Source organism: Niallia sp. FSL M8-0099, from assembly GCF_038006945.1.
In the GTDB taxonomy this organism is placed as follows: domain Bacteria; phylum Bacillota; class Bacilli; order Bacillales; family Cytobacillaceae; genus Niallia; species Niallia circulans.
The window spans coordinates 1,031,282-1,046,458 of record NZ_JBBOWF010000002.1 but is presented as its reverse complement, the minus strand read 5'-3'; the positions used below and the strand labels follow the sequence as shown (position 1 = coordinate 1,046,458).

Here is a 15,177-nt window from a genome sequence, read left to right as displayed (position 1 = left end):
GAAGTAACCGGTTTCGTTGATAGGAGAGCCTTTTCGCTGGATTGATAAAAAGCGGTAAGTTTTTAAAATATATAATTTCAGTTGACATTATTTTTTTTGAATGATTAAATGAAAATAAGTAATCGGTTACGTAAATGAGGGATTAAGATGATAACAATCAAAGATGTTGCGAAAGAAGCAGGTGTTTCTGTTGCTACTGTATCAAGAGTTCTTAATAATAAAGGTGGCGCGAAGCCTGAAACAATTACGCATGTAGAAAATGTCATAAAGAAATTGAATTATAAACCAAATAAAATAGCCAAAAGTCTTTCGGAAGGAAGCTCCAATTTAATTGCGCTTCTTGTCCCAACATTGAATAATCCCTTTTTTCCTGAGTTGGTTAGGGAAATTGAAAAGGTTGCAAATGAAAACGGTTATAATGTGTATTTATGCAATAGTGATGATGATCGCATGAAAGTGGAATATTACCTAGAATCTATGATTGACCACTATGTTAGTGGCGCCATTATTAATTCGCTTCATGTAGATGCAAGTGACTTAGCAGAATTGGAAAAACGCGGAATTAGAACAATTACAATTGACCGTGCAAATTTTGAACATCCATACTCTGCCATAACTGTTGATCACACTTTAGGTGCACAGCTGGCAGTTACTCATCTTATTCGAGATGAAAAATGTAATAATATTGTGTTTATATCCGGACCTAAAAATGAGAAAAGTGCGATTGATCGTTTAACTGGATTCACGCTTGCTTTAAACGAGGCGGGACATCCTGTCAAAACGCATATATGTTATGGCGATTTTGGAACTGCAAGTGGGTATGAAAATACAAAGGCTCTCATTCAAAATGACCATTCATTCGATAGCATTTTCTGTGCAAACGATGCAATGGCTATTGGCGCTATGCGTGCATGCCATGAGTTTGGCATTAAAGTACCAAGTGAAGTGAAGATTGTAGGCTACGATAATATTAGTCTTGCTTCCTATATGTATCCAACTCTTTCATCTGTAGATCAGTGCAAAGAAGATATTGGCAGATTAGCGGTCAATGAATTAATCCAATTAATAAAAAATCCGAAGAATAAGCAGAAACAATATGAATTGGAGCCAAAGTTAGTCATAAGAAATTCGTCAACAATTAATGGAGGAAGTATTAATGAATAAAATCGGACCATCTCTGATGTGTGCAGACTTAGGGAATTTAGAACAAAATATTAAAGAATTAGATAAAGCGGGTGTTGATTTTTATCATATTGACATTATGGATGGAAAATTTGTACCTAATTTCACATTAGGACCAGACTTTGTGAAAACGGTTCGCAGACTTACAACAACCCCATTAGATATTCATTTAATGGTAGAAGAGCCAGAAAGGCATATCGACTTATTTGCAGAGTGTGGAGCAGACATGATTTCTGTCCATCAAGAATCAACCAATGCTCTACATAGTGTATTGATGAAAATTAAAGAAAAAGGAATAAAAGCAGGAGTAGCGATAAATCCGGGAACTTCGCTTGAATTTCTTGATCAAGTATATGACTTAATCGATTATGTTGTAGTGATGACTGTAAACCCAGGATTTGCCGGCCAAAAGTTTATTCCTTCTATGTATGAAAAGATCGCGAAACTAAATGAAAAGATAAAGAAATATGATCGTGAAATCGAGATCCAAGTAGACGGCAATATTGGAGAAAATACCATTCCAACATGCCAAGAAAATGGTGCGTCTATGTATGTATTAGGGACAAGTGCTGTATTTAATAGTAATCATTCATTGAAAGAAAATGTTCGATTAACAAGAGAAATATTTAACTAAAACACCAACTGGAGGAAGCTAAAATGAATTATGATATCGTAGTTGTCGGCAGTATTAATATGGATATAATTGTAGAAGCACCGAAGTATCCAGCATATGGGGATACGATGTTTTGTGATTCTATTAAGATGCTGCCAGGGGGGAAGGGAGCAAACCAAGCTGTCTCTGTAGCGAAATTGGGCAAAAAAACTTGTCTAGTTGGATCAGTTGGAAAAGATAGTGCAGGAAATCAATTGATTGAGAATCTACAAGCAAAAAATGTGGATACTAGTTATATTGTGCAAAGTGAAGAATCAGGCACTGGTACCTTTGTTGCGATTGTTGACAGTTCAGGTGAAAACACAATGGTAGGAACAAAGGGAGCAAATGATTCTCTATCAAAGGAAGATATTGAGAAGATATTCGCGAAAATAGATGCGAAAATTCTACTAGTTCAATTGGAAACTAGCAAGGAATCTATTATCGCTGCGATGCAGGCTGCTAAAGAACGTGGAATGTATGTAATCTTAGATCCAGCACCTGCTGATGGAATTTTTGAGGAAGCCTTTCAATATGCTGATTTAGTAACACCAAATAAACAGGAAACAAAACGTATTACTGGAATTGATGTCGTAAATGAAGAAACGGCACTAGAAGCAGCGAAAAAACTAAATGAAAAAGGCATTCCTGATGTCATTGTCAAAATGGGAGAACAGGGAAGCTTGGTTTACCAAAATGGAGAAGCAACAGTGGTAGACGCCATTAAAGTGAAGGCAGTGGATACAGTAGGAGCAGGCGATTGTTTTGCAGGTGCTCTTGCAAGTGCCTATTTAGATACGAATAATTTAGTAAAAGCCGCTAATTTCGCAAGCGTAGCAGCAGGAATAAAAGTATCGCGGAGTGGTGGCCAAGAAGCAATCCCGACATTGAGTGAAGTGGAAGGGTATTTGGTGAAGTAAGGCTTTGGTTTTGGTAAAAAACTTGATAAAATCCTCATCCATAACTGGTTGGGGATTTTTTGGGTGTCAGGCACCATAAAAAGACAAACGGTCTATTTTGTCCATAAGAGATAGACAGTGAAATTACCAGACGCAATTTATTTATCATTCATTCTAGAAGAAAGATTTTCTCTTGCGGAGATTTTATTTTAATGCAATCGTTTGCGTTATTTTTACAATTAATTACTAATATTATAAATATTTTTCTTGTAAAATGGTAGATATATTACTATAATCAAAGATAAGTTTTAGTGCAAACGTTTTAATTGGAAATAGGAGGGAACACAATGAAAAAAATGTTGTCATTTGAATTTTGGCAAAAATTCGGAAAAGCATTGATGGTAGTGGTAGCTGTTATGCCGGCAGCTGGAATCATGATTAGTTTAGGTAAGCTGATTGCCATGATCGATGCTTCTGTTTTTATCACAATTGGAAGCGTTGTAGAGAATATTGGCTGGGGGATTATTGGTAATTTACATATTTTATTTGCCTTAGCAATTGGTGGTTCGTGGGCAAAGGAAAAAGCAGGAGGAGCCTTTGCTGCGGGAATTGCCTTCTTATTAATTAATAGAATTACAGGCTCTATCTTTGGAGTTACAAATGAAATGCTATCTGAAGAAGGAGCATTTACGCATACTTTATTTGGAACCAAAATTTTAGTAGAAGGATATTTTACAAGTGTATTGGAAGCGCCTGCACTTAATATGGGTGTTTTCGTGGGGATTATCTCTGGCTTTATCGGAGCAATTGTCTATAATAAATATTACAATTTCAGAAAGCTGCCAGATGCACTGGCCTTCTTTAATGGAAAACGATTTGTACCGTTTGTGGTTATCCTTTGGTCTGTTATCGTTTCCTTGATCCTTGCGGTGATTTGGCCTACGATTCAAACGGGAATTAACCATTTTGGACTGTGGATTGCGACTTCAAGTGAAAGCGCTCCAATCCTAGCGCCTTTTATCTATGGTACAGCTGAACGTCTACTTATTCCATTTGGTCTACACCATATGTTAACGATTCCAATTAACTATACCTCACTAGGTGGAACATATACGATTATGTCTGGTGTGATGGCTGGTAAGGAAGTATTTGGACAAGATCCACTTTGGCTAGCATGGGCAAGTGATTTAGTGAATCTACAAAATGCGGGTGATACTGCGGCATATAACCAACTGCTCTCATCTGTTACTCCAGCACGTTTTAAAGTAGGGCAGATGATTGGTGCGACAGCAATTTTGATGGGAGTCGCTGTTGCAATCTACCGAAATGTGGATATGGATAAAAAGAAAAAATATAAATCAATGATTTTTTCCGCAGCCATCGCTGTCTTCTTAACAGGGGTTACAGAGCCATTAGAATTCATGTTTATGTTTGCTGCTCCTGTACTTTATGTTGTTTATGCTATTTTACAAGGATTAGCTTTTGCCTCTGCGGATATTGTCCATTTACGGCTCCATTCCTTTGGAAACTTAGAACTGATTACACGTTTGCCGATTGCTTTTAAAGCAGGCTTGGGAGGCGACGTCCTAAACTTTGTGATTGTATGTATTGTCTTCTTTATAGTGAGCTATTTTATTGCGAATTTCATGATTAAGAAATTTAATTTTTCAACACCAGGTCGTAATGGTAACTATGAAAGTGATGCAGATTCTAACACCACAGAAGCTGGGAACGCTGGTCCTACTAACAGCCAAGTGTTAGAAATTGTCGACTTATTAGGCGGAAAAGCTAATATTACCGATGTGGATGCCTGTATGACAAGACTGCGTGTCTCCGTAAAAGAGCTAGATAAAGTAGGCGATGAATCGTCATGGAAAGCAGCTGGTGCAATGGGCTTAATTAAGAAGGATGGCGGTGTTCAAGCTATCTATGGTCCAAAGGCTGACATTCTGAAATCAGACATTAATGACTATTTGGAGCAAAGTGAATGAAATTATTAACATTAAATACCCATAGCTGGATAGAAGAAAGTCCTTTAGAAAAACTGGAAGCAATCATGGAGCAATTGCTTGCTGATTCCTATGATGTTATTTCCTTACAGGAAGTAAATCAATCGATGGATGCAGAGGAGGCAGAGGTGGATTCTTTTTTCATTGCCCCCAATCAAGATACGGTAATTAAAAAAGATAACTTTGCTTTTCTTCTCCAGCAGGAGCTGAAGAAAGAAGGGCTTGAATATTATTGGAGCTGGGTTCCTAGTCATATAGGTTACGACCAATATGATGAAGGAATCGCCATTCTTACTCGATTTAAAGTAACAAATGCAAGAGGGATATTGCTGTCCCGCAAAGATGATTATACAGACTATCATACAAGAAAAGCGTTGGAAGTTAGTTTTCAAGCAAGTGAAAGAAACTATTTAGTATACGGATTGCACCTATCTTGGTGGCAGGATGAAACCGAAAGTTATCCTTTCTTGTATGAATGGAACAAGCTTGTTGAAGCATGGGAAGCGGAAGCACGGGCAGGTGGATGTATCTTGTTGATGGGCGATTTTAATAACCCTGCCCATATCGAAGAGGAAGGGTATAGTGTTGTTTCCAAGCACCCTTATTTAAAGGATGCTTATCTAGATGCCACGGTCAAAAATGGCAGCCATACTGTGGAGAAGAAAATTGATGGCTGGGAGAATAATAGTGATCTGCTTCGGATTGATTATATCTTTGTTTCTTCTAATCTATCTGTTTACTCATATGAAACTGTTTTTGATGGAAGAACCACGCCGGTTGTGTCTGATCATTTTGGGGTTAAGGTAGAGATAGGGTGACAGATAGGGTGACAGATAGGGTGACAGGCACCATAAAAAGACGCTGTCTCTCTACAAGGGACATTTAAATATATTCTTCCGTATTAGCTTTTTTACTTAGCAGAAGCACCCTAATCAAACGTTTGATTAGGGTGCTTCATGTTATCTGATTGATTGTAGACCAATAGAATTCTCAAGAACGGGAGTGAACTTTCTCTCCTTGAACCCAAACTTCCGAGATATTATCTGGGCGTACGAGATAGAGGATCTTTTGGAAAATATCATCTAAATCTTCTGCTTCAGAGAAAATCGGCAGTTTTGCAGTTGGTGTTTTTGTATCAATGATTTGTACATCCCAAGTGTAGTTTTCTTGTAAACGTCCGATTGGCAGACTTAAGCTTTCACCCCCGCCGGCAGTTGCTAGATAAAAGGCTTCATGAATAGAAATTCGGGAATCTGGTACGCCTCTTTCCTCTGCGGGAAGAGCTGGATTTACGCCATCTTCTAGCATTCTCGAGGAAACAACGGCTTGCTTCGCATTATCATACAGACTTGGAGTGGCACCAGCGGAAATATCTGTACCGAGTCCGATATCAATTCCCATTGATTGAAATCTTTTTATGGGCAGTACGCTATTGGCGAAGTAGGCGTTGGATAGCGGGCAATGGCTGATGGCTGTACCAGTTTCCGCAAATAATGCGGCATCGTTGTCATCTAAGAAGTTACAATGAGCCATCACAGATTTGTCGCCTAATAATCCAAAATCATGGAGAGCGAATGCGTCATGCTTACCCAAGCGTTCTTTTACATAACCATGAGCCCAGTCACTTTCACTGCAATGGGACTGAATATGGGTATCATATTTTGCTGCCAATTCGCCAAGTCCCTTAAGGGCTTCGTCTGAGCAGCTTGGAATAAATCGAGGTGTAACAACAGGATAAACACCTTGTTTCGCCTCTTTGGCTAACTCTTTCACGGCTAAAATAAATGACTCTGTATCAGCTAGAGCTGTTTTTGTATCAGCATCTCGGTAATAGGATGGGTTTTGTTCTGGATCATCCATGACGACCTTGCCTACTAAACCTCTTTGCCCTTTTTCTGCACAGATTTTTGCCAATAACAAACTCGCCTCTTTGTGGACAGTCGCGAAATAAAGAACGGTTGTTGTTCCATTTGCAAGCAAGGTGCTTACCAAGTCTTCATATACTGATGAGGCGAAGGATAAATCTGCATACTTAGCTTCTAGCGGAAATGTATAGGTATGCAGCCAATCGTATAGCGGGATATCTAAAGCTGTACCCGACTGTGCCCATTGCGGTGCATGAACATGCAAGTCTACAAAACCAGGTAAGAAATATTGCCCCTCTGCTAAACGGTGGAAGTTAGCTTGTCCTTCATAAGTCTCTAACAAGGCTGGATATTCGGCCTGTTCCGGTCCGATCATTTTTTTTATCATTCCATTGGTATCGATAAAGAATAAATAGTCTTTCAATATAGTTACTTTTTTGGGAGATTCACTAGAAAAAGCAGTTCCGTGAAAAATATGCGTATAATTGTTCATAAACACCTTCCTAATGTTCGTGTTTTGTGTTAATATAGTCATTGTAGCAAGTTGATAATTGCTAGTAAATAAAAAATTTTATTGCGTATTTTAAAAAATGAAGTGAATGTTGAAGGTGGGCTTGAGCATTGCAAATGTTTCAGGTTGCTATAATATTCAAAAATAAATAGTGTATTTTCATATAATCGTAGGGATATGGCCTACAAGTTTCTACCTGTTTACCGTAAATAAACTGACTATGAAAAGCAGAGATAAAATGGACATGACGTCCCTTTATAGGGAGATGTCTATTCTTGTCATACTTTGATTATAAAGGGCTCGAAGTGCATGCTTTTCTTTTGTTAAGGAAGGTATGTACTTCGAGCTTTTCTGTTCGGTGAATTTGCTCGTTAATGAAGAAACAAGGATTATATGAAGGTATCATCAACAGGGGGTACTGGGATGGAGAATATGGCAAAAGATTTGGAAGCAAAGGGGAATATACAGAAAGGAAAAGAAGAAATTACCGTTGGCAAATCGATTTTTCTAGGAGTACAGCAAATATTAGCGATGGATTTGTTTATCCCGCCGATTATCTTGGCAGGCTTATTGTCCTTTTCCGTATCGGATAGTGCATTGCTGATCCAAATGACCTTTATCGCATGTGGAATTGCAACGATTATTCAAGCAGGCTTTGCAATGAAGCTTCCTGTTATGCAAGGACCTTCCTTTGTGCCATTAAGTGCACTTGCAGCAATTGGAACGACATCAGGAATTGGAACAATGATAGGCAGCTTAATACCTGGTGCTTTAATTATTGCCTTGCTTGGTTATCCGCTTAAACTCTATAGCAAAGTGGTTAGAAAAGTCATCCCACCGATTGTTGCTGGGACTGTTATTGTGGTTGTAGGGATTTCTTTAATGCCGAGTGCGATTAATTCTATTTATACAGCAGAAGGTAGTTTTGGCGAAAATATCTTGGTTGCGACCGTTACAGCAGCTGTATTGATTTTCTGTATGTACGTAGGGGAAAAGGCTAAATCTAAATGGAAATATATAAAAGTAGTATCGGTTATCTTAGCACTAGGATTAGGCTCACTTGTTGCCTCTTTCTTCGGTTTAGTTAGTTTTGCCTCATTAGAAAATGCAAGCTGGTTTCAAATGCCAAGTCTATTTGCATTTGGAGCGCCACAATTCAATGTTCATGCCATCCTAGTCATGATTGTAGTTTACTTAATTGTCACTATTGAAACAACGGGAACATGGTTTACTGTAAGCAATGTAACGGGTGAAGAGCTTAATGACAAACGTTTAAATGGCGGTGCATTCGGTGAAGGGTTAGGCTGTTTTGTCGGTTCTTTTTTTGGTGGAACGCCAGTAACGGGCTATTCCTCTAATGCTGGTATTATTGCGATTACAGGAGTAAAGAGCCGTAAGCCAATTATTATGGGGGGAATTATGTTAGTAGTTCTAGGCATGATGCCAAAACTGACGAGTTTGATTGCCTGTATCCCTAGTGTGGTGATTAATAGTGTATTTGCGATTTTATGCGTAATCATTATGATGAATGGATTTAAAGTCGTGAAAGGATTGGAATTTACGGAGAGAAATATGATTGTTATTGGAGTTCCAATCATGCTCGCTTTATTTGCTGTATTAATGCCGGCGAATGTGTTAAATGGGCTGCCTGAAATTGTTACTTACTTTGTATCATCAGGGACAGCTATAGGAGCCATTGCTGCATTAATTCTTAATCTAGTTTTGCCGCAAAAACAAGTAGAGCGTGTAAATACAAACAAGCCAACGGTAAATGTTAACTAAAAATAGGAACAGGAGAGGCGCGATTATGCAACAAGATAGACTATGGAATGAATGGCATCCAGTATGTAAAGCAGAGGAATTGCAGGATGATCCGAAACAAGTATTTGTTCTTGGAGAAAGAGTAGCCATTTTTCGAAATGAGAAAGGCGTTCATGCCTTTAAAGATTTGTGTATTCATAGAGGAGCGGCACTTTCGCTTGGTAAGGTAAAAAACGGAAATTTAGTTTGTGCATACCATGCTTGGGAATACGATTGTGCAGGGGCGTGTGTCAAGATTCCAGCATTGCCAAATGGACGAGCTATTCCAAGAAAAGCGAAAGCAACCGTTTATCATTGTGAGGAATACCTTGGACTTATTTGGGTGAACTTGGGGGATGATCCAGCACCGCTTATTTCTTATCCTGAATATAGTACAGAAGGATATCGAACAGCGATATGTGGTCCTTATGAGGTAAAAGCAAATGCACCGCGAATCATTGAAAACTTCCTCGATGTTTCCCATCTTATGTTTGTTCATGAAGGCTTGCTTGGAGATGAGGATCATGCCGAAGTGGTCGATTATAAAGTGGATTTTATCGATAACCGTTTTATTACAAGCAAAATTCCTGTCTACCAGCCCAATCCAGATGGACGCTCAAAAGGTGGATATGCCAATTATGTGTATGAAATTCTAAATCCAACAACTGCTCGTTTCACGAAAACAACAGATGGATCAGAAGATGCGTTGACGATTTTGCTTGTCGTCAATCAAGAAGATAACGAACAGTCGAAAGCCTTTATGCTGTTAACAAGAAACTATGATTTAGATAAACCAGATGAACCATTTATCGAATTCCAGGATAAAATCTTTTATCAAGATTTAGATATTGTTCAAAGCCAAAAGCCAGAATTACTGCCATTGGATCTGCAGGTTGAATTGCATCTTAAGTCAGACGCTTTGACGATCAGCTACCGTAGATGGCTGCAGGAACTAGGGGTGGAGAATGGAACAACTCCTGGTGACAGGCACCACAAAAAGACAAAAATCTAATTCTGTCTCTCTCTGGAGGACAAAAGGGAAAAGGGATCATTTTTTGGTTCCTTTTCCTATTTTTTTGGACAAAAAATGGAGGGATTTTGTTTGGGAGGTAGAATGTAATATTTTAAGCTGCCTCTTTTTATCTTATTCCTAGGATACAGTTATAAGTCCCTTTGCTAATCTCCCTCAGTTTCATCCTTCATAATATGCAATCAAATTTCATAAAAAAGGAGGTTGTTCGTTGCCTAGAAAAAAGCGTGTTTGGTATCCTGGTGCTAGTTATCATATTACGAGTCGAGGTATTCGCCGGACTTCTTTATTTTTGGACGAGGAAGATCGTAAAAAGTATCTGCGATTGTTGACAGAAGTAATGGAGGAAAAGCCATTTATTCTGCAAACCTATTGTTTGATGACAAATCACATCCATCTTCAAATAAAAACCCTTCAACATTCTCCAAGTGACATTATAAGATCTCTCCATTTTAATTACGCGATATATTTCAATAAGAAATACGATTTTACAGGGCATGTGTTTGAAAGTCGTTATGGCTCTGAGTTGATCACTTCTGCTCAATATGAATTAGAAGTAAATCGGTACATTCATCTAAATCCAATTCGAGCTGGTATGGTAGAAAGCTTGGAAGAATATCCTTGGAGCAGTTATTTTGACTATATAGAGACCAAGGAGGGAAGCTTGGTAAATTCAGAACGGATTTTTGCTTATTTCCCCGACCCAAAAATCGAGAAATATCTTCAATTTTTACATGCGAGAGGAAAAGAATCTGATCAATATCCAATCTAGGTTTTGCAATACCTAGGAAAGTTAAATAAGTTGACCTTATTTAAAGATTTTTTTCCACCAAGGTTTACGTTTTTCTTCTATATCTGTTGTGGGAGTCAATAGAATTTGATGATCTCCGTTATATAATAAGTCAAGGCTCACTTGTTCTCCTTTTTTCCAGCCATTTGATTTTATAGCTTTTAATATCCAAAGGGAACAGCATGTTCTTCTAATGCATTTGACCATTTATAAGTTTTTGAAGTTTCAGTTTCTTTTATAATTTCAGCATTTCTAGGAACTGGGAAGTCATAAAAATCTTTTGAAGGTGGAAATGGAAAATAGATAAAAAAATAATAGCATCCTCCTATTAACAGAATAGTTAAAGCAAATGTCAGAAATAATTTTTTCCTCAACATACTTCCTCTCTCCAAAGTACTTATTTTAAAATCTAATATACATATTTATCTATAATATTAACAAACCTACTATTTATCTATGTTAGTTGGAAGAAATTTTTTTGCTTAATCAGTGGCTATACCTCCTATTATTTTTGATAAAATACTAGATAAATAGAATTATAATACTTTTATACCAAAAAATGGATATTTTATGTGTGAAATTCCTAAATTTTACAATAACTGTCCCCACTGAGTTTAATTTTTTCTTATATTATTATAATTGGATTGATAAAAAAAGAATTTGCTCAATAAAAAATATTATTGAGCAATGGAACCTATATTTTGAACGATTACTTAATAATGGTGAGTATATTCAATATATAGAAGTGGAAAATTCACTTGCGGAAGAAGTAATCAGTATAATTCATGGTGGTATCATCAATCTTCCATTGGGAATTATCTAATAATTGAAAAAGCTATTTTCTATCATAAAAAATCAACCTGATAAGGTCTATTTTAAATATTGAAAGTTATCCTTATTTATTGATTATGATTCAATTCCTAATGAATTTAGAGTAAATAATAGTGATTTTTATTTTATTTCACAAAATAGTATATTAAATCTCTAAAAAAAGTAGAGTGAGATTATCATTAAGCTCAATAATATAACATTAGTGCACTTTATTAACATTTAATCTATAGAATAAATATAGTTAATGTTTGTTACCATGGACAAAGGTAATATATAGATTTTTTTTCAATGATCTTGGATAGAGTTCAATTATTTTCTCAACAAAAGTTTAAGGAAGAAAACAGTCTTCATCAGGAGGCTGTTTTTTATAAAATTTTCAGCCGATAATGAAGCTTCTAAATTTTACCTAGTTATCCTAATAAAGGGTAAAGAGTAAGCAGGAGGTAAGACCAAAAAAACAAGGGTGCTAGATCGTTTCCACTAAAGATAAATGACTTAATTATTTTTTCTATGATGATAAAGCGGTACCATCTACGCTGCTACTAAAATCCTCATCTTTTCCGTAAACTTTTGTCTAAATCAATTCCTTGACAAGCATTTTTAGCAGGCGTATATTTGGTTACGAATTATAACTAGGGTAGAAAAAATTATTAAAAAAATAAGAATGACCTATAGATTAATGGAGAGAAAGGGGGACAAAGAAGTAGTTTAACTATAGGAAGGAACGAGGCTTAGAGAGAACTTCGTAAGGAAAAGAAGTGTCGGAATTTATCTCGAATTAAAGATATATCAATTTGAGAATTTCTGTTAACTTAAAAAAGAAAGAAGGAGCAAGACATGGCAATAGGTACAATTAGTAAACAAGATGTTATTCAAACAAATTTAAAAGGAAAACAGCTCTTATTAAATCCATTTCTTAATAAAGGCGTAGCCTTTTCGAAAGAAGAACGTCAAGAGCTTGGTTTAAATGGTTTATTACCAACTCAAATTCTAACATTAGAAGAACAAGCTAAACGTATTTACGAACAATTTTCTGCCCAAACAAGTGATTTACGTAAAAACGGTCTTTTATATGATTTGTATAATCGAAACGTCGTTCTATTTTATAAAGTACTTCAGGATAACCTGAACGAAATGCTGCCCATTATTTACACTCCTACTGTTGGAGAAGTAATTCAAAAGTACTCTCATGAATATCATATTCCTGGTGGATTATACTTATCTATCGATAATATGGAGAACATGGAAGAAGCTTTTAACAATTTAAATATTCCTAGTGATGGAATTGATTTAATAGTAGTAACCGATTCAGAAAGTATTCTTGGTATTGGAGATCAGGGTGTCGGTGGTATTAATATTGCGATCGGTAAACTAGCTGTTTATACGGCAGCGGCTGGCATAGATCCTAGTAGAGTGCTTCCAATTGTGTTGGATGTGGGAACAAACAACGAAGCTTTAATTCAAGATCCATTATATCTTGGTAACAAATTTAGTCGTGTTCGTGGCAAAAACTATGATCAGTTTATTGAGCGATTCGTGGACAATGCATTGAAGGCTTTTCCAGATGTTCTCCTTCATTGGGAAGACCTTGGAAATGTAAATGCTCGTGCAATCATGGATAAATATGGTGATAAAATTCTTACTTTCAATGATGATATCCAAGGAACAGGTGCTGTTACTTTGGCGGCTATCATGTCTGCTTTAAAAGTTACGAAAGAGTCTCTTTCTGATCAGCGAATTGTTATCTTTGGGCCAGGTGCTGCAGGCATTGGGAATGCAGATCAAATGGTAGAAACAATGGTATTAGAGGGAGTTCCAAGAGAAGAAGCGTATAACCGCTTTTGGCCTATTGACTTCCGTGGATTATTAACAGACGAAACTCCAGATGTTGTTTCTTTCCAACAACCATATATTCGTTCTGCAAAAGAAGTAGAGGATTGGGAAAGAAATGAGGTAAATATTATTCCGCTTTTAGAAGTGATTAGAAAAGTAAAACCGACTATTCTTATCGGTACATCTGGACAAGCAGGTGCTTTCTCGGAAGAAGTGGTAAAAGAGATGGCTAAACATGTTGAACGTCCGATTATCATGCCAATGTCTAATCCGACTCCATTAGCAGAAGCTACACCAGAAGACATTATTAAATGGACAGATGGAAAAGCATTAATTGCTACTGGTAGTCCATTTAAAGACGTGGAATATAACGGTGTCACATATGAAATTGGCCAATCAAATAACGCATTTGTATTTCCAGGATTAGGGTTAGGAGCAATTATTGCAAAAGCTGCCATTATTTCAAAAGGAATGTTTGCAGCATCTGCAAATGCCGTTGCGTCTTTATCTAATAGCAGCTCGCTTGGGGCATCTATTCTTCCTTCTATTGATAAATTACAAGAGGTATCTAAAGCTGTAGCTATGGCAGTAGCGGAAGCTGCGATCAAAGAAGGAATTGCGCACGCGGAAATAGAGAATCTAGAACAAGCGCTTAATGATTATATGTGGAAGCCGGATTATAAAACAATAACATTAAAACAAGACAATTAAATAAATGGAATCGTCTTGCAATCACTGAAAGACGGTTCCTACATCTTAGAAACGAACAAAGGGAAAGTGAAGTGAACTACCATGTCTCTTGGACATATATTTTTAGTATTAATCCCCATCTTTTTTACCATTATTTTAGGATATTTAGGTGGCTATTTAAACATATTTAATGCTGATTCCTCAAAAGGTCTCAATACATTAGTAACAAAATTTGCACTGCCTGCGCATTTATTTATTGGAATTACAACCACATCGAAGCAAACATTAATCGATCAATGGCCGTTCTTCTTAAATATGTTTCTTGGTATTATTGGTTTTTATGTCATATTACTAGTTATTATGAAGTTTATTTTTAAATATGATGTTACAAAAGCTTCGATGTTCTCGTTAAATTCTACGCAGCCAGCATTTGCCTTTATGGGAATTTCTGTGCTTGGTAGTTTATTCGGACAACAAGAAGTAGCTATTCCTATTGCGATTACAGGAATTGTAGTTAATGCCATCTTAGATCCTTTAGCAACAATTGTTGGGAATATTGGAGAAAGCAATAAAGGGAAAACAAAGGATGAGAAGGGAAGCACACTAGGTATTATTTTGCATGGATTAAGTGAACCACTTGCTTGTATTCCATTACTAGCAGTTGTATTGACACTCTTTGGTTTTCACTCACCAGAAATAATACAAAGTGCGCTAAATCAAATTGGCTCCGTAACGTCTGGCGTTGCTTTATTTGCGGTAGGGGTAACCGTAGGTATACGCAAAATTAATTTCCAAGGAGTTGCTTTTGGTATTTCGCTATTAAAAGTAATAGTGCTTCCATTATTTATGATATTGGTCGCTCATCTAGTAGGGTTAAGCCATGCCGATACCGTAAAAGCTATTTTATTAGTAGCATTTCCAGGATCAGCCGTTGCAGCGATGATTTCAACTAGATTTGATTCATTAACAACGGAAACAGCATCATCTTTTGTGATAAGCACTATATTATCATTAATTACATTACCAATCTTTATAACCTGGTTGATTTAAAAGAAGAAAAGGAAGCAGAAGGGGATCTTACTGCT

General features: G+C 36.8%; 12 protein-coding genes and 1 riboswitch. Of the genes, 10 read left to right on the top strand and 2 right to left on the bottom strand.

Going from position 1 to position 15,177, the window contains the following annotated elements:
• The first annotated feature begins 147 nt into the window (after positions 1 to 147).
• The 5 genes from NSQ92_RS19725 (at position 148) to NSQ92_RS19705 (ending at position 5,560) form a co-directional block, all read left to right on the top strand.
• Complete coding sequence (locus NSQ92_RS19725) at positions 148 to 1,164, top strand: LacI family DNA-binding transcriptional regulator (protein ID WP_341153115.1); 1,017 nt, start codon at positions 148 to 150, stop codon at positions 1,162 to 1,164.
• Positions 1,157 to 1,816: a ribulose-phosphate 3-epimerase gene (gene rpe, locus NSQ92_RS19720; protein WP_341133093.1), complete on the top strand. Its 660-nt coding sequence runs from the start codon at positions 1,157 to 1,159 to the stop codon at positions 1,814 to 1,816. The genes NSQ92_RS19725 and rpe overlap by 8 nt, the downstream gene beginning before the upstream one ends.
• A 23-nt stretch (positions 1,817 to 1,839) precedes the next feature.
• Positions 1,840 to 2,754, top strand: a complete 915-nt coding sequence (gene rbsK / locus NSQ92_RS19715; protein WP_341133092.1) for a ribokinase — start codon at positions 1,840 to 1,842, stop codon at positions 2,752 to 2,754.
• A gap of 326 nt (positions 2,755 to 3,080) precedes the next feature.
• Complete coding sequence (locus tag NSQ92_RS19710) at positions 3,081 to 4,724, top strand: PTS transporter subunit IIBC (RefSeq protein WP_217275647.1); 1,644 nt, start codon at positions 3,081 to 3,083, stop codon at positions 4,722 to 4,724.
• Positions 4,721 to 5,560: an endonuclease/exonuclease/phosphatase family protein gene (locus NSQ92_RS19705; RefSeq protein WP_047941950.1), complete on the top strand. Its 840-nt coding sequence runs from the start codon at positions 4,721 to 4,723 to the stop codon at positions 5,558 to 5,560. The genes NSQ92_RS19710 and NSQ92_RS19705 overlap by 4 nt, the downstream gene beginning before the upstream one ends.
• A gap of 172 nt (positions 5,561 to 5,732) precedes the next feature.
• Here NSQ92_RS19705 and guaD read toward each other — a convergent pair whose 3' ends face one another.
• Positions 5,733 to 7,100, bottom strand: coding sequence for a guanine deaminase (guaD, locus tag NSQ92_RS19700; protein ID WP_303982495.1), 1,368 nt, complete (start codon positions 7,098 to 7,100; stop codon positions 5,733 to 5,735).
• 157 nt (positions 7,101 to 7,257) lie between these two features.
• A riboswitch (purine riboswitch) is annotated at positions 7,258 to 7,359 on the top strand.
• Between the two features lie 182 nt (positions 7,360 to 7,541).
• Here guaD and NSQ92_RS19695 point away from each other — a divergent pair.
• The 3 genes from NSQ92_RS19695 to NSQ92_RS19685 all read left to right on the top strand — a co-directional run bounded on the left by NSQ92_RS19695 (position 7,542) and on the right by NSQ92_RS19685 (position 10,720).
• On the top strand, positions 7,542 to 8,900 hold the full coding sequence (locus NSQ92_RS19695) for a uracil-xanthine permease family protein (RefSeq protein ID WP_061799415.1): 1,359 nt from the start codon (positions 7,542 to 7,544) through the stop codon (positions 8,898 to 8,900).
• 25 nt (positions 8,901 to 8,925) lie between these two features.
• Positions 8,926 to 9,930, top strand: coding sequence for an aromatic ring-hydroxylating dioxygenase subunit alpha (locus NSQ92_RS19690; RefSeq protein WP_341153114.1), 1,005 nt, complete (start codon positions 8,926 to 8,928; stop codon positions 9,928 to 9,930).
• 229 nt (positions 9,931 to 10,159) lie between these two features.
• The gene (locus NSQ92_RS19685) at positions 10,160 to 10,720 is read left to right on the top strand and encodes a transposase (protein WP_341133084.1); all 561 of its coding nucleotides are present in this window, start codon (positions 10,160 to 10,162) and stop codon (positions 10,718 to 10,720) included.
• Positions 10,721 to 10,899: 179 nt separating this feature from the next.
• On the opposite strand, the gene NSQ92_RS19680 is transcribed toward NSQ92_RS19685, so the two are convergent.
• Entirely contained in the window at positions 10,900 to 11,115 is a 216-nt protein-coding gene (locus NSQ92_RS19680) for a hypothetical protein (RefSeq protein ID WP_341153113.1), read from the bottom strand.
• A 1,291-nt stretch (positions 11,116 to 12,406) separates the two neighbouring features.
• Here NSQ92_RS19680 and NSQ92_RS19675 point away from each other — a divergent pair.
• Positions 12,407 to 14,113, top strand: coding sequence for an NAD-dependent malic enzyme (locus NSQ92_RS19675; RefSeq protein ID WP_144545749.1), 1,707 nt, complete (start codon positions 12,407 to 12,409; stop codon positions 14,111 to 14,113).
• Between the two features lie 81 nt (positions 14,114 to 14,194).
• The gene (locus tag NSQ92_RS19670; protein WP_144545747.1) at positions 14,195 to 15,142 is read left to right on the top strand and encodes an AEC family transporter; all 948 of its coding nucleotides are present in this window, start codon (positions 14,195 to 14,197) and stop codon (positions 15,140 to 15,142) included.
• Positions 15,143 to 15,177 lie beyond the last annotated feature (35 nt).

Bases quoted from the DNA above. Each gene is read 5' to 3' on its own strand.
- NSQ92_RS19710 (WP_217275647.1), top strand. From the start codon at position 3,081: ATGAAAAAAATGTTGTCATTTGAATTTTGGCAAAAATTCGGAAAAGCA.
- NSQ92_RS19705 (WP_047941950.1), top strand. From the start codon at position 4,721: ATGAAATTATTAACATTAAATACCCATAGCTGGATAGAAGAAAGTCCT.
- NSQ92_RS19680 (WP_341153113.1), bottom strand. From the start codon at position 11,115: ATGTTGAGGAAAAAATTATTTCTGACATTTGCTTTAACTATTCTGTTA.
- NSQ92_RS19725 (WP_341153115.1), top strand. From the start codon at position 148: ATGATAACAATCAAAGATGTTGCGAAAGAAGCAGGTGTTTCTGTTGCT.
- NSQ92_RS19675 (WP_144545749.1), top strand. From the start codon at position 12,407: ATGGCAATAGGTACAATTAGTAAACAAGATGTTATTCAAACAAATTTA.
- NSQ92_RS19690 (WP_341153114.1), top strand. From the start codon at position 8,926: ATGCAACAAGATAGACTATGGAATGAATGGCATCCAGTATGTAAAGCA.
- guaD (WP_303982495.1), bottom strand. From the start codon at position 7,100: ATGAACAATTATACGCATATTTTTCACGGAACTGCTTTTTCTAGTGAA.
- rbsK (WP_341133092.1), top strand. From the start codon at position 1,840: ATGAATTATGATATCGTAGTTGTCGGCAGTATTAATATGGATATAATT.
- NSQ92_RS19695 (WP_061799415.1), top strand. From the start codon at position 7,542: ATGGAGAATATGGCAAAAGATTTGGAAGCAAAGGGGAATATACAGAAA.
- NSQ92_RS19670 (WP_144545747.1), top strand. From the start codon at position 14,195: ATGTCTCTTGGACATATATTTTTAGTATTAATCCCCATCTTTTTTACC.
- rpe (WP_341133093.1), top strand. From the start codon at position 1,157: ATGAATAAAATCGGACCATCTCTGATGTGTGCAGACTTAGGGAATTTA.